Annotated in this window: 14 protein-coding genes; 7 read left to right on the forward strand and 7 right to left on the reverse strand. The window is 68.0% G+C overall.

Annotation, left to right across the window (positions count from 1 at the left end):
- On the reverse strand, positions 1–2,109 hold the full coding sequence (locus tag AC1MFL_RS01805; RefSeq protein ID WP_479812989.1) for a DNA gyrase/topoisomerase IV subunit B: 2,109 nt from the start codon (positions 2,107–2,109) through the stop codon (positions 1–3).
- Between the two features lie 231 nt (positions 2,110–2,340).
- Here AC1MFL_RS01805 and AC1MFL_RS01810 point away from each other — a divergent pair, with 231 nt between their 5' ends.
- Positions 2,341–2,562 carry a DUF7455 domain-containing protein gene (locus AC1MFL_RS01810; protein ID WP_226759873.1) on the forward strand — a complete coding sequence of 74 codons (222 nt, stop codon included), beginning with the start codon at positions 2,341–2,343 and terminating at the stop codon, positions 2,560–2,562.
- A gap of 244 nt (positions 2,563–2,806) precedes the next feature.
- Here AC1MFL_RS01810 and AC1MFL_RS01815 read toward each other — a convergent pair whose 3' ends face one another.
- The 4 genes from AC1MFL_RS01815 to AC1MFL_RS01830 all read right to left on the reverse strand — a co-directional run bounded on the left by AC1MFL_RS01815 (position 2,807) and on the right by AC1MFL_RS01830 (position 8,198).
- Complete coding sequence (locus tag AC1MFL_RS01815; RefSeq protein ID WP_226759874.1) at positions 2,807–4,144, reverse strand: RNA polymerase sigma factor; 1,338 nt, start codon at positions 4,142–4,144, stop codon at positions 2,807–2,809.
- A gap of 345 nt (positions 4,145–4,489) precedes the next feature.
- Positions 4,490–5,782 (reverse strand): DUF4192 family protein, encoded by a 1,293-nt coding sequence (locus AC1MFL_RS01820; protein ID WP_479812991.1) that lies wholly within the window; start codon positions 5,780–5,782, stop codon positions 4,490–4,492.
- A gap of 111 nt (positions 5,783–5,893) precedes the next feature.
- Positions 5,894–7,225 carry an MFS transporter gene (locus AC1MFL_RS01825; protein WP_479812993.1) on the reverse strand — a complete coding sequence of 444 codons (1,332 nt, stop codon included), beginning with the start codon at positions 7,223–7,225 and terminating at the stop codon, positions 5,894–5,896.
- A gap of 34 nt (positions 7,226–7,259) precedes the next feature.
- Complete coding sequence (locus tag AC1MFL_RS01830; RefSeq protein WP_479812995.1) at positions 7,260–8,198, reverse strand: proteasome assembly chaperone family protein; 939 nt, start codon at positions 8,196–8,198, stop codon at positions 7,260–7,262.
- 291 nt (positions 8,199–8,489) lie between these two features.
- Here AC1MFL_RS01830 and AC1MFL_RS01835 point away from each other — a divergent pair, with 291 nt between their 5' ends.
- The 5 genes from AC1MFL_RS01835 (at position 8,490) to AC1MFL_RS01855 (ending at position 14,657) form a co-directional block, all read left to right on the forward strand.
- Positions 8,490–10,016, forward strand: coding sequence for a leucyl aminopeptidase (locus tag AC1MFL_RS01835; RefSeq protein ID WP_479812997.1), 1,527 nt, complete (start codon positions 8,490–8,492; stop codon positions 10,014–10,016).
- A gap of 251 nt (positions 10,017–10,267) precedes the next feature.
- Complete coding sequence (gene lpdA, locus AC1MFL_RS01840; protein ID WP_479812999.1) at positions 10,268–11,653, forward strand: dihydrolipoyl dehydrogenase; 1,386 nt, start codon at positions 10,268–10,270, stop codon at positions 11,651–11,653.
- A 126-nt stretch (positions 11,654–11,779) separates the two neighbouring features.
- On the forward strand, positions 11,780–13,570 hold the full coding sequence (gene sucB / locus AC1MFL_RS01845) for a 2-oxoglutarate dehydrogenase, E2 component, dihydrolipoamide succinyltransferase (protein WP_479813001.1): 1,791 nt from the start codon (positions 11,780–11,782) through the stop codon (positions 13,568–13,570).
- A 99-nt stretch (positions 13,571–13,669) separates the two neighbouring features.
- Positions 13,670–14,020, forward strand: a complete 351-nt coding sequence (locus tag AC1MFL_RS01850; protein ID WP_160666429.1) for a hypothetical protein — start codon at positions 13,670–13,672, stop codon at positions 14,018–14,020.
- Positions 14,021–14,228: 208 nt separating this feature from the next.
- Positions 14,229–14,657 (forward strand): OsmC family protein, encoded by a 429-nt coding sequence (locus AC1MFL_RS01855; RefSeq protein WP_463875738.1) that lies wholly within the window; start codon positions 14,229–14,231, stop codon positions 14,655–14,657.
- 101 nt (positions 14,658–14,758) lie between these two features.
- On the opposite strand, the gene AC1MFL_RS01860 is transcribed toward AC1MFL_RS01855, so the two are convergent.
- Complete coding sequence (locus tag AC1MFL_RS01860; RefSeq protein WP_479813003.1) at positions 14,759–18,364, reverse strand: S41 family peptidase; 3,606 nt, start codon at positions 18,362–18,364, stop codon at positions 14,759–14,761.
- Positions 18,365–18,437: 73 nt separating this feature from the next.
- Here AC1MFL_RS01860 and AC1MFL_RS01865 point away from each other — a divergent pair, with 73 nt between their 5' ends.
- The gene (locus AC1MFL_RS01865) at positions 18,438–19,340 is read left to right on the forward strand and encodes a TIGR01777 family oxidoreductase (protein ID WP_479813005.1); all 903 of its coding nucleotides are present in this window, start codon (positions 18,438–18,440) and stop codon (positions 19,338–19,340) included.
- Positions 19,341–19,404: 64 nt separating this feature from the next.
- Here the strand turns inward: AC1MFL_RS01865 and AC1MFL_RS01870 are convergent, their stop codons facing one another.
- Positions 19,405–21,321 carry a serine/threonine-protein kinase gene (locus AC1MFL_RS01870; protein WP_479813007.1) on the reverse strand — a complete coding sequence of 639 codons (1,917 nt, stop codon included), beginning with the start codon at positions 21,319–21,321 and terminating at the stop codon, positions 19,405–19,407.
- Positions 21,322–21,376: the final 55 nt, after the last annotated feature.

Consider the following 21,376-nt stretch of genomic DNA (forward strand, 5'->3'; position numbering starts at 1 on the left):
TCAGGCGTCGATGCGTTCCCGGTCCAGGCTCGCCGCTCCGGCGATGATGAAGTCCTTGCGGGGCGCGACGTCGGAGCCCATCAGCAGATCAAAGGTCTCCTCGGCCTGTTTGGCGTTTTCAATGCCGACCTTGCGCAGGGTGCGGTGCCGGGGGTCCATGGTGGTCTCGGCCAACTGCTCCGCGTCCATCTCGCCCAGGCCCTTATAGCGCTGGATCGGCTCCTTGTAGCGTTTGCCCTCCTTGGCAAGCCTATCCAGGAGGACATGCAGTTCCGCCTCGGAGTAGGTGTAGATCATCTCGTTGGCCTTCTGGCCGGCGTTGATGACCTCCACCCGGTGCAGCGGCGGGACGGCGGCGAAGACGCGGCCTTGCTCGATCATCGGCCGCATGTAGCGGAAGAACAGCGTCAGCAGGAGGGTGCGGATGTGGGCACCGTCGACGTCGGCGTCGGTCATCAGGATGACCTTGCCGTACCTGGCCGCGCTGATGTCGAAGCTCCGGCCGGAGCCGGCTCCCACCACCTGGATGAGGGCCGCGCATTCGGCGTTGGAGAGCATGTCACCCACCGAGGCCTTCTGGACGTTGAGGATCTTGCCGCGGATGGGCAGCAGCGCCTGGAAGTCGGAGGAGCGCGCCAGCTTGGCGGTGCCGAGGGCGGAGTCGCCTTCGACGATGAACAGTTCTGAGCGGGCGACGTCGTCGGTGCGGCAGTCCGCGAGCTTGGTGGGCATGGAGGACGTCTCGAGGGCGTTCTTCCGGCGCTGGGTTTCCTTGTGGACCCGGGCGGAGATGCGCGACTTCATCTCGCTGACGACCTTTTCCAGCAGCAGCGCCGACTGGGCCTTGTCGTTGCGGTGGGAGGAGGTCAGCTTCGCGTTGATCTCCTGTTCCACCACTTTGGCCACGATGGCCCGCACGGCGGAGGTGCCCAGGATTTCCTTGGTCTGTCCCTCGAACTGCGGTTCCGCCAGCCGCACGGTGAGGACGGCGGTGAGCCCCGCGAAGATGTCATCCTTTTCGATCTTGTCGTTGCCCGCCTTGAGTTTCCGGGCATTGGTTTCGACCGCTTTGCGGAAGGTCTTGAGGAGCGCCTGTTCGAAGCCGGTCTGGTGCGTGCCGCCCTTTGGGGTGGCGATGATGTTGACGAAGGTGCGCACCGTGCTGTCGTAGCCGATGCCCCAGCGGAGTGCAACGTCGACCTCGCAGTCCCGTTCCACCTCGGTCAGCTGGCTGTGGCCCTTCTCATCGATGACCGGGACCGTTTCCTTGAACTTGCCAGCGCCGTGCAGCCGCCAGATGTCCGTGACGGCGGGGTCCGCGGCGAGGTATTCGACGAACTCGGAGAGGCCGCCGTCGTGGTGGAAGACCTCCTCATGCGGGCCGGCTTCGCCTGGCGTGCCGGGGAGCCGGCGCTCGTCCCGGACGGTGAGCTTCAGCCCTGGGACCAGGAAGGAGGTCTGGCGGGCGCGGGCCGCGAGCTCGTCGTAGGAGAACTTGGCATCCGGGGTGAAGATCTGCCGGTCCGCCCAGTAGCGGATCCGGGTGCCGGTGACGCCCCGCTTGGCCTTGCCCACGACGTCCAGGACGGAACCGTCGACGAAGGGCGAGAAGACCGAGGCCGGGTCCGGCTTGCTGCCGGTGTCCTTGAAGCGACCAGGCTCGCCCCGGCGGAAACACATCCTGTAGGTTTTGCCGCCGCGGTCGACGTCGACGTCGAGTCGGGCTGACAGCGCGTTTACGACGGAGGCGCCGACGCCGTGCAGGCCGCCCGAGGCCGTGTACGAGCCGCCGCCGAATTTGCCGCCCGCGTGCAGTTTCGTGAAGACGACCTCGACGCCGCTGAGCCCGGTTTTTGGTTCGATGTCCACCGGGACGCCGCGGCCGTCGTCGTGGATTTCGACCGAGTTGTCCGCGTGCAGAATGATTTTGATGTCGTGGCCGAAGCCGGCGAGGGCCTCATCGACCGAGTTGTCGATGATTTCCCAGAGGCAGTGCATGAGGCCGCGGGAGTCTGTGGAACCGATATACATGCCCGGGCGCTTACGGACGGCTTCGAGGCCCTCCAGCACGGAGAGGTGCCGGGCGGTGTAATCAGAACTTGGTGCCACGGGGCGGAAACTCCTTCAGGGACGGCTGCCAGGGGACGGGCAAGCATTTGGCGCTCTTCCTAGGGTAGTCGGAGTGCCGCGGTCCGGCGTGCTGCCACTCCCCGGCCGCCACCTGCGCAGGAAGCCGTTACCGAGACGTGATACGCGTACAGCGAAAGTGGGCAATCCGAGCCATGGTTTCGCTGCGAATGCTGGTTATATAGGTATACCGATCTACCAAGGAGGCCGAACATGACAACAGCAGTTGCGGACCGCACACTTAGCACCGTCGACCGGTGCGATCGTTGCGGAGCACAGGCATATGTCCGGGTTGTTCTCGGCGCCTCCGGGGGTGAGCTTCTTTTCTGCGGCCACCACGCACGCGCCGTGGAACCGACGCTCAGGCCGCTCAGCTCTGACTGGCACGACGAGACTGGTCGTCTTAACGAAAAGCCGCCGGTTCCCGTCGACTAGACCGTTCAAGAACGAGACCACTTAGGAAAGGGCCCCTCCCGCTGCGGAGGGGCCCTTTCAACGTTAACCCGGCCGGTCCGCTCGAACGGCCACCGCGGAGCCGCCCCGTTAACGACCACCGCGGAGCCGCCCCGTTAACGACCACCGCGGAGCCGCCCCGTTAACGACCAACGCGGGGTCACTTCCGGCCCATTCCTTCGAGGATGATGGGCGGGAAGTGACCCCGCGTAGTTTGGTTCGCTGCCTAGTCCAGGTAGTCCCGCAGGACCTGGGACCGCGACGGGTGCCGCAGCTTGGACATGGTCTTGGATTCGATCTGGCGGATCCGCTCACGCGTGACGCCGTAGACCTTGCCGATTTCGTCTAAAGTCTTCGGCTGTCCGTCAGTCAGGCCGAATCGCATGGCGACGACACCGGCCTCACGTTCTGAGAGGGTGTCCAGCACCGAGTGCAGCTGTTCCTGCAGCAGGGTGAAGCTGACCGCGTCGGCCGGGACGACGGCCTCGGAGTCCTCGATGAGGTCACCGAATTCGGAGTCGCCGTCCTCGCCCAGCGGGGTGTGCAGGGAGATCGGTTCGCGGCCGTACTTCTGGACCTCGACGACCTTTTCGGGCGTCATGTCCAGCTCGAGGGCCAGCTCTTCCGGGGTGGGTTCGCGGCCGAGGTCCTGCAGCATCTGGCGCTGCACGCGGGCCAGCTTGTTGATGACTTCCACCATGTGCACCGGGATGCGGATGGTGCGGGCCTGGTCGGCCATGGCCCGGGTAATGGCCTGGCGGATCCACCAAGTGGCGTAGGTGGAGAACTTGAAGCCCTTGGTGTAGTCGAACTTCTCGACCGCACGGATCAGGCCCAGGTTTCCTTCCTGGATGAGGTCCAGGAAGAGCATGCCCCGGCCCGTGTAGCGCTTGGCCAGGGAGACGACGAGGCGCAGGTTGGCTTCCAGCAGGTGGTTCTTGGCACGCTTGCCGTCGTGGATGACGAATTCGAGCTCGCGCTTGAGCTTGGGATCCATCGTTCCGTCGTCGGCGTTGATCTTTTCCTCGGCAAAAAGACCTGCCTCGATGCGCAGCGCGAGGTCGACTTCCTGCTCGGCGTTCAGCAGGGCGACCTTGCCGATCTGCTTCAGGTAGTCCTTGACGGGGTCAGCGGTGGCGCCGGCGGACATAACCTGCTGGACCGGGGCGTCGTCGTCGTCGGCGTCGGAGTAGACGAAGCCTGATCCGGTGGTGGCTGCTGCGGCCTTGCCGGGGATCTCCTCGCCGTCTTCACCGATCTCTACGGCCTCGACGACGACATCGTCCAAGTCAACCTCGACGTCCTCATCGGTGTCGTCGTCACCGTTTGCGGCTTTGCCGGCGGCCTGCGCAGCGGCTTTGGCGCCGGGCTTGGGCCCGCGCTTTTTGGGTTCGGGCTTGGCGGCCGCCAGGGCGGTGTCGCCACCTTCGGCCAAGGCTGCGTCTTTGACAGCCTTGTTGGCTGCACGCGTGGCAGCGCGCTTGGCGCTCGTCGCCGCCTTCTTCTCCTCGGGGGACAAGACGGCCTGGTCGGCGGGTTCCTTCTTCGCGGAAGACGGGGTCACAGAAAACCTTTCTAGCAGCGGTCTGTGGAATCACCATACGGGCAACACCACTATGACCCTGTCAAGTCCGTGTTTCACATCAGGTGCAATCACGACCAGCAGAGCCACTAAGTAGAACTCCTGGGGCGACCGTAATGTTCCCTGTTTCCAAGGTCCACTATGAGCACTTAATACACGGACCCAACCGGGTCTCAGCAACCATTGTCTCACGATTTTCCGGATCGGCGCCGAACCGGGACGCGGGGGCGCAATATCCTGCCACCGGCGCCGCGGGCCGGCTTCGCTGACCTGCGGCGCCACCTCAGGCCGGGATCAGCCCGGGGCCAGCCCGGGACCAGGCCGGCATCAGGCCACGTCCGGCTCGAACCTTTGCCAGGCCGTCTCCCTCCTCCGCGCCCAGCCGCAGAGTGTCCCGCGGCGGACCAGTTCGCCCAGCAGTTCCGCCAGGCGGTAGCCCGGGTGCTCCTCATCCGCGCGGCTGAACAGTGCGTCCGCGAAGGATCCCTTGCCGCGGCACCATTCGATCCAGCCCTGCCCGGTCAGTGCGGCGGCTCCCGCTTCGCCGCCGGCGGCGCCCACCTGCTCCAGGACCCTTTCCAGCCGAGCCATAGACGTCCAGTCCGGCAGCGGGGGCGCCAGCCCCAGCAGGACCTCGCCATAGCCGGGCAGCTCCGGCGCTGGTTCGTTGGCGGATCCCCCGCTGCTGCCGCGCCGCCCGTGGTGGCGCGGGGTCCGGGCCGGAAAGCCCTCCAGCGGCGGCAAGGGAGCCAGCGGCGACGCCAACGGCGCGGATTCGGCCAGGGAACGGCCGCGTCCGGAGTCCATTCGGCCGCCGCCGAACACACCGAAGTCCTCGGCGCCACGCTCCGCTGCCGCCTGCCCGGCAGCCGCCATCACGAGGACGGCGTCGCGCCAGGGTGGGACGCAGAGGGACGCGCGCAGGTAGCCCGTGAGGTCCGACGCCAGCTTCTGGCCCGGCGCCGGGGCGTCCAACACCCGCGACCAGACCTCCAGGACCTGCCCGAACTGGGACCTGTCCCGCGCGCAAGCAGAGAACAGCTGCTCCCAGTCCCGCTGGGCCGCCAGCACGGCGGGATCCGCTGCCCCCGGCGGCATGCGAAGGGATGTTCCGGGGGCCGCGCCGACAGTGCTGCCGCGGAACACCATCTCGGCGTTCAGCCGGCTGTTCCTGATTTCTTCAACCGGCCGGCCCGGCGGTTCGCAGCACGACGGATCGAGGCAATAGGCGTTGCGCCAGTATTCCGCCCCGACGAGCCAGGCGTCCCGCACCGGCATGCCTGCGTCGGCCAGCGCATTTTCAAGCACGGTCAGGAGTTCCGCCCAGGGTCTGCCGTCCCCGTCGGTTTCGGTGAACAGGGCCAGCAGCGAGCCGTCGGCGTCCTCGTCGGCTTCCAGGTAGGACGACACGGAACGGGCGAAGGCAGCCAGTCCGGCGGAACCGCAACTGCCCGGGCTGCCGCCCTCGCACGGGAGATCCACCCGGAGCGTTGCGCCGAGCCGTTTGCCCTGCAGGGTCATGGCAACGAGGCTGTGGGCCGGCCAGTAGCCCAGGGAATGGGGGATGAACCCGAGGATGTCCTCCGGGCCGGTGATTCTCAGATGATCGGGAACTGTCATAGAGCCAGCTTCGCGGTCCCCGCGGGCCGGCGTTAGTTTCCGCGCGTCCTATGTGGACAACCCGTGCTATGTGGACAACCCGTCCTATTCCGGACAACCCGGGAGGGGCGGTCAGGGCGTGCGGCGCCGCTCCGCACTGAGCCTGCGCTGCTCGGCGAGGGCCGTCAGCAGCGGAGGCACCACCACGCCCTGGGCTGCCATCTGGCGCCGCACCTTCCGCCGGATGAAAATGATCGCGCCCGATCCGCCTGCCAGCAGCAGGAACTGCACGCTCAGGGCGATGCGGAACGGATCGAGCCCGTAGAGCTCGCCCTGGGAGAATCCGGTGGCGTGCAGGACGTCCAGGACCAGGCCGATCAGATAGATGGCGATGAGCGAGGCGATGAAGCCGCCGACGTTCACGATTCCGGTGGCGGTCCCGATCCGGTGGGCCGGGTTGAACGTGCGGGCGAAGTCGAAACCGATCATGGAACCGGGGCCGCCGATGGCGAGCACCACCACAAGCCCGGCCAGCAGCCACAGCGGGGAACGGCCCGGAATCAGCAGCACCGCCGCCCACGCCGCGGCAGTGGCCGCGGAGATCAGCAGCACCATGGTGGACCGGCGCAGCGGATGCCGCGCGACGAAGCTGCCCATCAGCGGCCCGGCAGCGATGGCCGCGGCCACGTACAACGTCATCAGCCCCGAAACGACGGCGGTGTCCAGGCCCTGGGCGGAGATCAGGAAGGGGTAGCCCCAGGTCATGGCGAACACGGTGCCGCTGAACTGGACGGTGAAGTGGCTCCACAGTCCGAGCCGGGTTCCGGGCTGCCGCCATGCCTGGGCGAGCGTGACACCGGTGGCACGCAACCCCTGGGAGGATTCCGGCGCGGGATGCCCGGGCGGACGGTCTTGCAGCAGGACCAGCACAAGAACGACGGCAAGGGCCGACATGGCCGCCAGCGTCAGGAAGGCGGGGGTCCAGCCGGCCAGGTGCAGGATCATCGCGAACGGCACCACGCTGATGAGCTGGCCGAGCTGGCCGGACATTCCGGTCAGCTGGGTCAGCAGCGGGACGCGGGCGGGGGCGAACCAGATCGGAATGAGCCGGATCACGGAGATGAACGTCATCGCATCCCCGGCGCCCACCAGCACGCGGCCCAGGACGCCGCCGGGAATGTTCTCGGTGAACGCCAGCTGAAGCTGACCCAGCCCCATCAGCAGTGCGCCGCCGGCGATCATCGCCCGGGAGCCGAAGCGGTCCACGAGGATGCCGACCGGGATCTGCAGGGCGGCATAGACGAGGAGCTGCAGCACGGTAAAGAAGGAAATTTCGGCCGCGCTGGCGTGGAAGCGTTCGGTAGCCTCAAGTCCCACCACGCCGAACGACGTGCGCTGGCTGACCGCCACGAGGTACGCAAAGATCCCAATAATCCAGATCAGCCAGGCGCGGGGTGAAGTCACTCCCCCATTATGCCCGCGGATGGAAAAATAGTATTTATTCCCCGGGTTCTTTACTCGCCAGATAGGCCTCCACGGCGGCACCGAGCGCGTCCGCATTGGGAAGCTGGTCGTTCTCGTCGGCGAGCAGGGAACGGCGCACAGTGCCTTCGGCGTTCTCGTCGTACCGGGTTTCGAGCCGTGAAACCACCTGCTGCACTTCCTCCGATGCCTCGATCTGCTCGGCAATCTGGCGTCCGACTTCACGACCCGCTTCGCGGAGCCGGTCGGTGGGCAGCATGAGCGAGGTGGCTGCGCCCAGGTATTCGAGTCCGGCGACGGCGGCGGTCGGGTATTCGGCTTCGGCCAGGTAGTGCGGCACATGCATCACGTAGCCGGCAACGTTGCGCCCGGCTTCCGTCAGCCGCAGTTCGAGGATGTGGCCGACGGCGGCGGGAACCTCGACGGTGGGCTTCCACACCGAAATGCCCTCGATCAGGTCCGGGCGGTTGCCGTGGACCGTCACCCCGACAGGCCGGGTGTGCGGTACCGGCATGGGGATGGAATGGATCCAGGTGACGAGGTTGACGTCCAACTCCTCCACGATGCCAATGACGGCGCGGGCGAACCGCTCCCATTGCAGGTCCGGTTCGAACCCGGCCAGCAGCAGGAACGGGCTCCCGAGCCCGTCGACCAGCCGGTATAGCGCGAGGCGCGGCGCCTGATAGTCCTGCAGATGGTCTTCGACGAAGCTGATCTGCGGGCGGCGCGACCGGTAGTCGATCAGCTGGTCGGCGTCGAACTCGGCCACCATCTCCAAGTCCAGCGTCTCCAGCATTTCGCCGGTGATCTGCCGGACGACGTGCCCTGCATCAGCGAATCCGGTGAATCCCATGACGAGGTTCAGTCCGCGCATTTCGGGGCTGTGGAACAGCGCGTCATCACGCAGGTAGAGCGATTCGGGGTCCAGCAAGGAGCCGGAAATCCGTTCAATCACGGCATGTTCCTTTCGTCGTAGTCATTTGGGAGCGGCCGGAGGCCGTGCGGGGCTCCGCCCCTGCTACCGGGTACAACGCCAGGGAGTGCGGGAGCATTCCTGACCGGGGTGTGCCCCAGCTCTCATTCAATTGAACACCCGCGCCGGGGAGAGACTACGATCGGAACTGGCCTTATGACGGCTTGAAGACACCTGGGTTACGTCTCAAACCGGCAGTGGCCCAGGTTCCATGGCAGGGCGCCGAACATGCAGTTCCTGCCGCAAAAACTCAGAGAATTGAGGACTGCCCTCGTGGTCAAGAATACTGAAGTCAAACTTAGTGCAGTCGCCGGGGATCTCAAGCGGTCCCCCAGCGATGCCCTCGTCATCGGCGTGGGGCAGGGCACGGACGGACCCGTCCTGCTCAGCAACCCCCTGACGGCCAAGGCCGCCGAAGCCCTGGCGGAATCACTGACTGTTCTTGGCATCACCGGGGCAGCCGACCAGGCCCACCGCCTCCCGGGCCTGACCGAAGCCGGCACGAAGGTCCTGGTGCTCGCCGGGGTCGGCAAGGTTTCCGGATCGCAGCCGCTTACCGAAGAAGCACTCCGCCGCGCCGCCGGCTCAGCCGTCCGCCAGCTCGCCGGCGTCACCACGGTCGCCCTGGCCCTCCCGACGTCGTCCCTGGGCGAGGTAGCCGCCGTCGCCGAGGGCGCCGCAATGGGCGCCTACTCCTTCACCGAGTACCGCTCCTCCAAGGAGGGACTGAAGGATCCGGTGAAAAACGTCGTGATTGTCACGGACTTTGCCTCGGACAAGGCCCTGAAGCCGGTGCTGGACCGTGCCGCACTGATCGGCAGGGCAGTCAACGCCACCCGTTCCCTGGTCAACCAGCCGCCGAGCCACCTGTTCCCAGAATCCTTCGCCGACGCGGCCAAGGAACTGTCCAAGGGCCTGCCGGTCAAGGTGACCGTGTGGGACGAGAAGCGACTGGAAAAGGAAGGCTTCGGCGGCATCCTCGGCGTCGGCAAGGGCTCCACCCGCCAGCCGCGCCTGGTCAAGGTTGAATACTCCCCCGCCAGGGCCACCGCCAAAATCGCCCTCGTGGGCAAGGGCATCACCTTCGACACCGGTGGCATCTCGCTCAAGCCGCACCTGGGCATGGGCGACATGAAGTCGGATATGGCGGGCGCCGCCGTCGTCCTCAACAGTGTGCTGGCCATCGCCGGCCTCGGCCTGCCCGTCAAGGCGACGGCCTGGCTCTGCATTGCCGAGAACATGCCCTCCGGCGCTGCCCAGCGCCCGGCGGACGTGCTGACCATGTTCGGCGGCAAAACCGTCGAGGTCCTCAACACCGACGCCGAGGGCCGCCTGGTCATGGCGGACGGGATCGTCGCCGCAAGCCAGGATTTCCCGGACGCCATCATCGACGTCGCCACCCTCACCGGCGCGCAGCTGGTCGCCCTGGGCGACCGCACCGCCGGTCTCATGGGCTCAGATTCGGTCACCGGCCCGATCAAGGCCGCCGCGGACCGCGCCGGTGAGCTCGTCTGGCCGATGCCGCTTCCCGAAGAGCTGCGCCCCAGCCTCGACTCGCAGGTCGCGGACCTCGCCAACATCGGCGAACGCCACGGCGGCATGATGACGGCGGCCGTCTTCCTGCGCGAATTCGTCGGCAAGGGCAAAGACGGCGAACAGATCCCCTGGGCACACATCGACATCGCCGGCCCGTCCTTCAACAACGGCAGCCCCTACGGCTACAACCACAAACAGGGCACCGGATGCACCGTGCGCACCCTCGTGGCCTACGTCGAGGACATCCTGGCCAAAACCGCCTAGGCCTCGCCGCCCAGACGTCTGCGCGGCCTTGCGGCCGGGGCTGATACCCCGGACACAAGGCCGCGTGACACTGGACACAAGCGCTCCACAAACGCCACGGCAAGGTGGAGCATGTATTAGTGGTTCGCTAAGGTGAACTCCGGTAGTCACAAATGAAAGGGAATAATCCTGCTGGCATGATCACGGCAGGGAAGTTCCAAGACCAGATGATGCGTACTCTCGCGTCATCGTTCACGCGAGGGAGCGTTTTAGTGGCCGATCAGGCAACTGCGCAAGAATTCGACATCCTGGTACTCGGCGGCGGCAGCGGCGGCTACGCAACTGCCCTGCGTGCCGTTCAGCTCGGCCTCACCGTCGGCCTGATCGAAAAGGGCAAGCTGGGCGGCACCTGCCTGCACAACGGCTGTATCCCCACCAAGGCGCTGCTGCACTCGGCAGAACTGGCCGACCACGCCCGCGACTCTGCGAAGTACGGCGTCAACGTCACCCTGGACAGCATCGACATCACCGCCGTCAACGCCTACAAGGACGGCATCATCGCGGGCAAGTTCAAGGGCCTGCAGGGACTTATCAAGGGCAAAAAGGGCATCACCGTCATCGAGGGTGAAGGCAAGCTCCAGGGCACCGACACCGTCGTTGTGAACGGCACCGCGTACAAGGGCAAGAACATTGTCCTCGCGACCGGCTCGTACTCCCGCTCGCTGCCGGGCCTGGAAATCGGCGGCAAGGTCATCACCTCCGACGAAGCCCTCACCATGGATTTCATCCCCAAGAGCGCGATCATCCTGGGCGGCGGCGTCATCGGCGTCGAATTCGCCTCAGTCTGGAAGTCCTTCGGCGTCGACGTCACCATCATCGAGGGCCTGCCGTCGCTGGTCCCGAACGAGGACGCGACGATCGTCAAGGCCTTCGAGCGCGCCTTCAAGAAGCGCGGCATCAAGTTCTCCACCGGCACCTTCTTCCAGGGCGTTGAGCAGAACGCCGACGGCGTCAAGGTCACCCTGGTGGACGGCAAGACCTTCGAAGCCGACCTCATGCTCGTGGCCGTCGGCCGTGGCCCGGTCACGGCAAACCTCGGTTACGAAGAGGCCGGCGTGACCATCGACCGCGGCTTCGTCATCACCAACGAGCGCCTGCACACCGGCGTCGGCAACGTCTACGCCGTGGGCGACATCGTCCCCGGCGTCCAGCTCGCGCACCGCGGCTACCAGCAGGGCATCTTCGTCGCCGAGGAAATCGCCGGCCTGAAGCCCGTCGTCGTCGAGGACGTCAACATCCCCAAGGTCACCTACTCCGAGCCCGAAATCGCCACGGTGGGCTACACGGAAAAGGCCGCCAAGGCCAAGTTCGGTGACGACCAGATCCAGACCCAGGAATACAACCTCGCCGGCAACGGCAAGAGCTCCATCCTGGGCACGTCCGGCCTGGTCAAGCTGGTCCGCCAGAAGGACGGCCCCGTCGTCGGCGTGCACATGATCGGCGCCCGCATGGGCGAGCAGATCGGCGAAGCCCAGCTGATCGTGAACTGGGAAGCCTACCCGGAAGACGTGGCCCAGCTGGTCCACGCGCACCCGACCCAGAACGAGTCCCTGGGCGAGGCCCACCTGGCTCTGGCCGGCAAGGCCCTTCACGGCTAACAGTTCCGCCCGCACCACCGCAAGATCTCCGTGCTTAGTGCACCCGGCCACAAATGCCGGGTGCACTAAGCTCGACCAAGGCAGCAATCATCCGCACTAAAGATCAATAAGGAGAACGGGGACGACATGTCTGAATCCGTTAACTTGCCCGCCCTCGGTGAGAGTGTCACCGAAGGAACCGTCACCCGCTGGCTCAAGCAGGTAGGTGACCGGGTAGAGGTGGACGAGCCGCTGCTCGAGGTTTCCACCGACAAAGTAGACACCGAGATCCCCTCTCCGATCGCCGGCGTGATCGAGGAAATCCTCGTCGCCGAAGACGAGACTGCCGAAGTTGGCGCGCCCCTCGTGCGCATCGGCGACGGCTCCGGTTCCGCTGGCTCAGCCGAAGCCCCCGCCGCCGAGGCACCGGCCGAGGAAGCACCGGCCGCCGAATCGCCGTCGGCCGCCGAAGCACCGGCCCCCGCCGCTGAGGTTCCCGCCGCCGCGGCGCCGGCTGCCGAAGCTGCCGCTCCCGCCGGCGAAGGCCACGAGGTAACGCTCCCGGCCCTGGGCGAGAGCGTCACCGAAGGCACCGTCACCCGCTGGCTCAAGAGCATCGGCGACACCGTCGAGGTCGACGAGCCGCTGCTCGAGGTTTCCACCGACAAGGTCGATACCGAGATCCCGTCCCCGGTCGCCGGCGTCCTGCAGGAAATCCGCGTCGCCGAGGATGAAACGGCCGAGGTCGGCTCTGTCCTCGCCGTGATCGGTTCCGGTGCCGCTGCCCCCGCTGCGGCTCCCGCCGCTGAGGCTCCGAAGGAAGCAGCAGCACCGAAGCAGGAAGCCCCCAAGGAAGCTGCTCCGGTTGAAGCTCCCAGGCAGGAGGCACCCGCTGCCCCCGCCCCGGCCCCGGCCGCTCCCGCCAAGGAAGCTGCCCCGGCCGCTGCCGCAGCTCCGGCCGCCCCCGCCAAGGAAGCTGGCCCGGCCGTTTCGGCTGCAGAGTCCGGCTACGTCACCCCGCTGGTCCGCAAGCTTGCCAACCAGCAGGGCGTGGACATCAGCTCCCTGACCGGCACCGGCGTCGGTGGCCGCATCCGCAAGCAGGACGTGCTGGCAGCAGCGGAAGCCAAGGCAGCCCCGGCTCCCGCGGCAGCCGCACCGTCCGCAGCACCGGCTGCTGCTCCGGCCGCGCGCCCCTCCGCTGACCAGTCCTCGCTGCGCGGCACCGTGCAGAAGGCCCCGCGGATCCGCCAGGTCATTGCCCGCCGCATGCGCGAGTCGCTGGACATCTCCACCCAGCTGACGCAGGTGCACGAGGTCGACATGACCAAGGTCGTGAAGCTGCGAGCCAAGGCCAAGAACTCCTTCCAGGCCCAGAACGGCTCCAAGCTGACCTTCCTGCCCTTCATCGCCAAGGCTGTTGCCGAAGCCCTGAAGCAGCACCCGAAGGTCAACGCCTCCTACGACGAGGACAAGCAGGAGATCACCTACCACAACGCCGAGCACCTGGCGATTGCGGTGGACACGGACAAGGGCCTGCTGGTTCCGGTTATTGCCGACGCCGGCAACCTGAACCTTGCCGGTCTGGCCGGCAAGATCGCCGACGTCGCGGACCGCACCCGCAACGGCAAGATCGGACCGGACGAGCTCTCCGGCGGAACCTTCAGCATCACCAACATCGGTTCCGTGGGCGCGCTGTTCGACACCCCGATCATCAACCAGCCGCAGGTGGCCATCCTCGGCACCGGCGCGATCGTCAAGCGGGCCGTCGTGGTTTCCGACGGGAACGGCGATGACTCGCTGGCCATCCGTTCGATGATGTACCTCTCCCTGACGTACGATCACCGGCTGGTCGACGGCGCCGACGCGGGACGCTTCCTGCAGACGCTGAAGGCACGCCTTGAGGAAGGCGCCTTCGAGGCCGACCTGGGGCTCTAGGAGCTGTACCCCGCCTGACCTCAGGCAACTGCAGGGCACCTTCCCGCAAGGGAGGGTGCCCTGCGGTGTTTACCGACAGTTTGTCGCTAAGCTGAAGCCATGGACATTCTCAAATATCTTCTGGTCTTCCTGCACATCCTCGGCGCAGCCGCGATCGTCGGTGGCTGGTTCGCCACCTTCAAGAAGCCCACGGTCCTGCCGGTGCAGCTGTACGGCGCCATTGCGCAGCTGGTCACCGGGCTGGCACTCGTAGGGATCGCGGGCGCCACCCACGATCCGCTGAACTACGGCAAGATCGCCGTCAAACTGGTGATCGCCATCGTTGTGCTGGTCGCCGCTGTCATCGGGTACCGCAAGGCGACGTCCGGCGCGGGCGTCCCCAAGGGCCTGGCACACGCCGTCGGCGGGATGGGACTTATCAACATCGCAGTCGCCACCCTCTGGCAGTAGTCCACTAGTCCATTAGTCCGCTAGTCCCGTAGTCCGACGACGGCGACGCACCCCGCATGGGGAGCGTCGCCGTCGTCGTCCAAAGGATGGTCACAATCCACTGACAGCGGACACCCGTGCGGCGGCAGCGCTAAATCCCTAGGATGGGAAACGGCATGATCCGGCGGATCGCCGGGTCTGTGGATTTCAACGAACTTGAGGAGTGGACATGGCAGCAACACGCACCGCACACACTGTTTGGAATGGCGACCTGATGACGGGCGCCGGCAACACCACCCTGGACAGCTCCGGGCTGGGCAACTTCGATGTGACCTGGAAGGCGCGCGCTGAGGCTTCCGAGGGCAAGACCAGCCCCGAAGAGCTCATCGCCGCCGCCCATTCGGCCTGCTTCTCGATGGCCTTCAGCCTCGCCGTCGCCCAGGCCGGCCACACGCCCGAGGAAGTGAACACGAAGGCTGATGTCACCTTTGTGCCCGGCACCGGCATCACGGACAGCCACCTGACCGTCAGCGCGCGGATTCCGGGAATCACGGAAGACGAATTCCAGCGTATCGCCGAGGAGGCCAAGGTGGGCTGCCCCGTTTCGGCCGCACTCGCCGGCATCAAGATCACGCTGGACGCCACCCTGGCCTCCTAGCTCCTGACGCGGCTCCTGACGCGCCGAAGGCGAAGGCCCCCGTTCCCTGCAGGGAACGGGGGCCTTTGATTTGGGCGGGGCGCGCCGGCGGGTGCTGGGGCCTAGACGCCGGGCCGGCGGGCCGGCAGCGGGGCGGGCCGCACGAGTCGGTAGCCCTCGCGCAGCGGCGGACGGTCCGTGGGCAGCTCCTGGATCATTTCCTTGAGCGCACCGATGCCGTATTCCAGCTGCGGGTCGGTGCCCGCGGCGTAGGCGTGCGGCGGAAAGGTGACTTCGATGTCCGGTGCGACGCCGAAGTTCTCGACACCCCATCCGACCCCGCCGGAGAACCAGGTGGCGTAGCGCGGCTGGGTAACGCCGGTGCCGTCCGCGAGGGCAAAGCGGTTGTCAATGCCAACCACGCCGCCCCAGGTCCGGGTGCCGATGACCGGGCCGATCCCCCGCAGCTTGGAGACCTGGGTGATGATGTCGCCGTCGGAGCCGGCGAATTCGTCGGTCAGGATGATGACCGGACCGCGCGGCGCATGGTGCGGGTAGGTCCGCGGCCGCTCCCCGCGCGGCATGCTCCAGCCGGTGACCTTGCGGCCGATGAGTTCCGCGACGAGCTGGGAGGTGTGTCCACCGCGGTTGCGGCGGACGTCGACGATCAGTCCGTCGAGGGCCGTTTCGGTGTCGAGGTCGCGGTGCAGCTGGGCCCAGCCGTGCGCCATCATGTCGGGGATATGCAGGTAGCCGAAGTTTCCCTGCGAGGCCTGCCGGACCGTCCGGCGGTTGGCGGCGACCCATTCCTGGTACCGCAGCCGCTCCTCGTCCCGGACCGGGACCACGGCGACGCGGCGCTGCTTGCCGGCCTGGTTTCCGTGCCCGGCGCCGTTGCGGAGGGTGAGCTCGACGGCGCGTCCCGCGGCGCCCACCAGCTGCATGGCCGGGGTGCGCGCTTCGGTGAGTTCGACGCCGTCGATCGCCAGCAACAAGTCTCCCGGTTTGGCGTCAGCGCCCGGGCGGGTCAGCGGCGAGGTGGCGAGCGGGTCGGAGGATTCCCCCGCGAGGATCCGGGTGATCTCCCAGCCCTCGCCGGTGAAGGCGAGATCCACGCCGAGGCGGCCCTGGCCGTTGCTGCCGTTCTCGGTGACAGCAAAAGGACGGACGTAGGCATGTGAGGTGCCGAGTTCGCCGTGGAGCTCCCACAGCAGGTCCACGAGGTCGTCGTGCGAGCCGAGCCGGTCCACGATCGGACGGTAGCGCGCGTGCACCGAGTCCCAGTCCTGCCCGGCCATGTCTTCGGTCCAGAAGAAGTCGCGCTGGAGCCGCCACGCTTCATCGAAGGCCTGCCCCCAGACGCTGAGCGGATCGAGCTGCACGCGGATGCGGCTGAGGTCGACCTTGACGAGCTGGCCGGCCTCCTCGTCAGCCTTGGCGTTGGCGGGCGAGACCCGGATCTGCTTGTCCTGCAGGACCACAACCTTCTCGCCGTCGCCGGAGAGCCGGTAGCTGTCCAGGGCGTCCACGATGGTGGTGGCCTTGCGCCGGGCCAGGTCGAAACGGACCAGGCACGGTGCCGCATTCTTGTCCTCGAGGTTGGCGCGGCCCTCGCCGGTGACGCCGAAGAGTTCGCTGTCGAGCCAGAGCAGGGCTCCGGCGGTCGCGGTCAGGTCGGAGTAGTTGCCCTGCGGCACCGGCACGCTGATGACCCGGTGGGCCAGTCCGACGGCGTCGACCCGGACCGCAGGAACCTGGTCCGCGTCGGCGTTGTCCGCCGGCTTCGCGGCCTCGGGGGATTCCTGCAGGTCCACGCTCGGGCCGAAGGGCGAGGGCGTGTCCGCGGCGAGGGCCACGAGGTAGGGCTTGATCGGGCTCGGGAAGGACAGGTCGAAGGAGTGTCCGTCGTAGACCGGGTCGAAGCTGCGGTTGGAGAGGAACGCGAGGTACTTGCCGTCGGGGGTGAACGACGGCGATTCGTCGCGGAAGCGTCCGTCGGTGACGTCGATGATGGTGCGCGTCCCGTCCGCTGCGGCGCCGGCGTCGTCGTCGACGTTGGTGAGGCGCAGCCGGCTGCGGGAGCCGAAGGAGGTGACCGGCTCGGACCAGCCCAGCCAGGCCGAGTCCGGGGACCAGCTGAAGCCTTCGATGCTGCCTTCGCCGATGCTGCTCACGAGCGACAGGGCGCCCGTGCGGGTGTCGGCCAGGTAGATGTCCCCGAAGGCGGTGCCCACAGCGAGCCAGTGGCCGTCCGGGCTGGCCTCGATGGCGCTGGCCCGGGTCGGCTTCGGGAATTCGATCCGGGTGAGCTGAGGGGACCGTCCCAGCGGCGCCGGGGCGGGTGCTTCCGCCGGGCCGGCGGTGTCGGCGGCGTCCGCGGCGTCCGCAGTTCCCGCAGTCTGGCGGGCCGTTGTGGCGGCCGGTGCCGGGACCGCGGGTGCCGGGACCGCAGTGATGGCGTCCGGCCGGGTGAGCGCCGCCGCCGAGACGGGGCTGGGCAGGGGTGTGCCGGCGTCGGAACCCTCCTGCGGCGTCGCGGCTTTCTGCGCCGCAGGGTCGGCCGCCTGCCCCTCGGACGGGCTTCCGCCCGGCTGGTGCCCGGCTGGGGTGGTTCCGGAGTCCGGGGTTCCGAAGTCCAGGGGTGCGGCGATCGATTTCAGATACAGGGCTTCGACGCCGTCACGGTCGGCCACGTAGGCGATCCGCCCCTCGCCGAAGGGGCGGGGCAGGCGGGCGCGGACACCCGGGGTGGCCTCCAGGACCCGCGAGGGTCCGTCCTTGTGCCGCAGCCAGTGCAGCGTGCCGTGGGCTTCCACCGCGCTGGAACCGCCGGTGCGGTCCGGAACCACGTCGCCCAGGTGCTTGGACGGCTTCAGCGGCGCGGCGCGGCGGGCCTGGGACGCGGACCCCAGCGAAATCTCGAGTTTGACGGCGTCCGAGCCGAGGTTCGGCAGGAGCCACAGCTCACCGGCCGATTCGAAAATGATGCGCTGGCCGTCGGTCGCGGCGTGCCGGACGTAAAAGTCCTCGTGGTCCGTGTGGCGGCGCAGATCCGAGCCGTTGGGCAGCACGGAGTAGAGGTTGCCGAACCCCTCGTGGTCGGAGAGGAAGGCGATCCGGCCGTCGATCCACATCGGGTCGGTCAGGTTGCCGTCCAGCGCGGCGGCGAGGCGTTCGAATTCGCCGTTTCCGTCGGCGTCGATCCAAAGCTTGCCGGCGGCGCCGCCGCGGTAGCGCTTCCACCATGCCGGCTCGCGGGAGAGCACGCTCGCAAGGACCACGGGGCGTTCGTCGCCGACGACCGGCCCAAAGGCGACCGATTCCACCGGGCCCAGCGGGAGTTCGGTGGCCCAGCCGCCCGTGACGGGCAGGCTGTAGGCATGGGTATGGCGGCTGTCAGCCTGGCGGAAGGCGCTCGTGACCAGCACGTCGCCGTCGGGGGTGAAGCCCTTGACCTTGGTGGTGGCGTGGCCGAAGTAGCTCAGCTGGCGGTAGCCGCCGCCGTCGACGTCCGCGGTGACAACTTCCGGGGCCGTTCCTTGGACCACCGTCCACACCAGCCGCTTGCCGTCCGGCGTGAAGCGCGGGTTGCGGGCAGGCAGCTGAAGCGAGGACACGCGCCAGGCGCGGCCCCCGCCCAGGGGCGCGATCCACACGTCGTTCTCGGCCACGAAAGTGACCACATCACCGTGCAGATGCGGGAAACGGAAGTAACTCGAAGAGGTCATCGTTAGATCATAGTCAAGGACGCCGGCCCGCCCGGGAGGTGTCCCCGTCGTGCCGGGCATGGTGAGATGGATCATGCGAATCATTGTTGCCGGGGCCTCAGGGCTGATCGGAACCGCCATTTCCCGCTCCCTGCGCCACTCCGGGCACGACGTCGGCACGCTGGTCAGACGGCCGCCCGCCGCACCGTCCGAGTTCCAGTGGAACCCCGCGGAGGGCAGCATCGACGAGACCGCGCTGAAGGGGGCCGACGCCGTCATCAACCTCTCCGGCGCCGGCATCGGCGACCGGCCCTGGACCCGGTCCCGCATCAACGAACTCCGCAACTCGCGGCTGGGGGCGACCCGGACGCTGACGGCGGCAATGGGGCGACTGGACACTCCGCCGGCGGTCTTCCTGAGCCAGTCGGGCTCCGGCTACTACGGCAACGCCGGCGCGGGGATGCTCCGGGAAAATGCCCCGGCGGGCAGCGGCGTGCTCGCCGGGATCTGCGTCGACTGGGAAGCCGCCGCGCACGAGGCTCCGGCCGGCGTCCGGGTGGTCACTCCGCGCACCGGCGTCGTGCTGAGCCGTTCGGGGGGCGCCCTGGGACGGCTCATGCCGCTGCTGCGCCTGGGCGTGGGCGGACCGCTGGGCAACGGCCGGCAGTACTGGCCGTGGATCACGCTCCCCGACGTAGCCGGCGCCTTTAACTTCCTGCTCAACAACCCACTATCCGGGCCCGTGAACCTCTGCGCCCCGGAAGCCGCGGACGTCAACTCGCTGGTCGCGCAACTGGCCGCGGCCCTGCACCGGCCGGCAGTGCTGCGCGTCCCCGCGCCGGTGCTTCGCCTGGTGATGGGCAAACTCGCCGAGGAGTTGCTGCTCGCCAGCCAGCGGATGGAACCGGCCGTCCTGAGCGGAGCCGGCTTTGAATGGCAGCACCCCTCGCTCGCCGAGGCCGCCGCCTGGGTGGCAGGCCGTGACCCTGAGGACTGAGGAGCTGCGGTCCTGAAGGAGGCACGGTTCCGGGGACTGCGGTCCTGAAAGAGCCGCAACGCCGTCAGCCCCCGGTGGGGCCGTCGGCACCGTTCCCGGCATCGGTGCCGGACCCGTCACCGGCGTCGGCACCGGTACCGGACCCGTCACCGGCGTCGGCGTCGGCCGGTAGGATGTCCCGGATCCGCCAGCGGCCCTCCACCGGCGCCAGCACCAGCCTCAGCTGCTGTGCCGGCACGGCAGCAGCATCGGCCACCACGGTTCCGGTGGCATCGCGCTCCTGGTAGGCGGAGGTAGCCGCCGTGACGGCCACGACTGCCAGCGGCCGGCCGTTCTCCCCGGCAGCCGACACCTCGGTGAGGACGGCAGAGAAGCCGGCCAGCACGCGGCCGGACTCCGTGAGCGCGGCGCTGATCCGTCCGTCCGCCACGGCAGCTGAGGACTCCGGGACGTTCACCTGCTCCAGCAGCCGGAAATCCCCCGAGCTGAACGCCAACGAGCGCAGCCGGGCCAGCCCGAGGACCGCTACCTCCGGGTCCGGCGACGTGAGCTGGGCCTGGACCTCCGGCGGAACGACGGCGGCACCCAGGGCGGGCGTGCCGGGGGCGTGGGCGGAGTTGTGGCCGGCCTCCAGGTTTTCGACGTTTGGGAACGGCATGGGGAGCCGGGCACCGGCCAATGCCCACACGACGACGAGGACACCGCCAAACGCCAGACCCACAGCCGTGGCCCGGTAGCCGCGGGGGCCCGGAGGTTTCGGCCCCACGGGTTTCGGACCGGCCTTGCCGCGGCCTCGAAACACCCCACGGGCAGCGTGGCGCGCTTCGGTTCTCCCGGCAGTCAACCCCGCAGTGAGCCCGGCCAACCCCGCAGTGAGCCCGGCGGGTGGGCCGGTGCGTGGCCCGGAACGTGGAGGCAACTTGGAGGGCACGGGCCCGGCCGAGCGGGTCCTCTGGAAGCGGCGCGGCAGGGACCGGAGCAGTTCGGCCCGCCGCTCGCGTGCCGTGCCGGGCAGGGAGCGGCGGGTCAGCAGCTGGGGAATGACGGTGTGGTGGACCGAGACCGAAAGGTCCACCGGCGCGGCCGCGGCGCTGCGGTGGACGGCGGCCGCCAGCTCGGCGGAGGAGGGTCGGAGCCTCCGGTCCCCATGAAGTCCGGCTTCCAGCGCCGCGGTCAGTGCTGCCGGAACCCCCGGAACCAGAAGGGGCAGCGGAGGCCGCTGCGCACCCGGCTCGGGGGCGTGTCCTGTCAGGCAGAACCAGCCCAGCGCCGCGAGCGAATAGACGTCCCGGTCCGGTTGCAGTCCGGCCCGGACGGGGTCCACCGGCGCCGGGTCACGGAAGCCTTCGGTCCCGGCCCCGGACACCGATCTGGCGTCAGCCACCATGCGGGCCACACCAAGATCGGCCAGCAGCGGTTTTCCGTGCGCCGTGAACAACACATTGCCGGGTGAGACATCTCCGTGGGTGAAGCCCTGGCTGTGCAGATACGCAAGGGCCTGGGCGATGGGCGTCAGAACCGTCACCGTCTCCCCCGGCCCGAGGGTCCCCCTGCCGGCCACGAGCTGGCCCAACGAGCCCCCCGCTGCGTAATCCATGATCAAACCGAGGCGTCCGCCCGAGGAACCGTCGCCGCGTTCGCCACCGCCGTCGTTGTCATTGCCGTCGCCATCACCGCCGTCGCCGCCAGGGATGCCGGGCCGGGGACCGCTGCGCACACGCAGCACTCCCAGGGCTCGCACCAGATGCTCGTGCTCTAATACGGACAGGATCCTCATTTCGCGCCGGATTGATTCCTGCGCGTCCTCTGGATCGGAGCCAGTGCCGGGGCCTGGGCAAAACGACTTCAGCGCGAACTCGCGTCCGGTCGACCGTTCCGTCACCAGCCACACGGACGCGCTGGCGCCGCGGCCCAAGCAGCGGCCGACGTCGTATCCGGGAACCTCGGGTGCCACAACGCCCCCCGCTTCGTAATCTTCCATAGCCAAGGAATAGCGGATCCGTCGGAATCCTGCAGAAGTTATCCACAGGGCGGTG

Source organism: Arthrobacter sp. BG3, from assembly GCF_056680185.1.

Coding starts and splice junctions, on each gene's coding strand:
- AC1MFL_RS01810 (WP_226759873.1), top strand. CDS start 2,341: ATGACAACAGCAGTTGCGGACCGCACACTTAGCACCGTCGACCGGTGC.
- AC1MFL_RS01820 (WP_479812991.1), bottom strand. CDS start 5,782: ATGACAGTTCCCGATCATCTGAGAATCACCGGCCCGGAGGACATCCTC.
- sucB (WP_479813001.1), top strand. CDS start 11,780: ATGTCTGAATCCGTTAACTTGCCCGCCCTCGGTGAGAGTGTCACCGAA.
- AC1MFL_RS01850 (WP_160666429.1), top strand. CDS start 13,670: ATGGACATTCTCAAATATCTTCTGGTCTTCCTGCACATCCTCGGCGCA.
- AC1MFL_RS01855 (WP_463875738.1), top strand. CDS start 14,229: ATGGCAGCAACACGCACCGCACACACTGTTTGGAATGGCGACCTGATG.
- AC1MFL_RS01860 (WP_479813003.1), bottom strand. CDS start 18,364: ATGACCTCTTCGAGTTACTTCCGTTTCCCGCATCTGCACGGTGATGTG.
- AC1MFL_RS01865 (WP_479813005.1), top strand. CDS start 18,438: ATGCGAATCATTGTTGCCGGGGCCTCAGGGCTGATCGGAACCGCCATT.
- AC1MFL_RS01870 (WP_479813007.1), bottom strand. CDS start 21,321: ATGGAAGATTACGAAGCGGGGGGCGTTGTGGCACCCGAGGTTCCCGGA.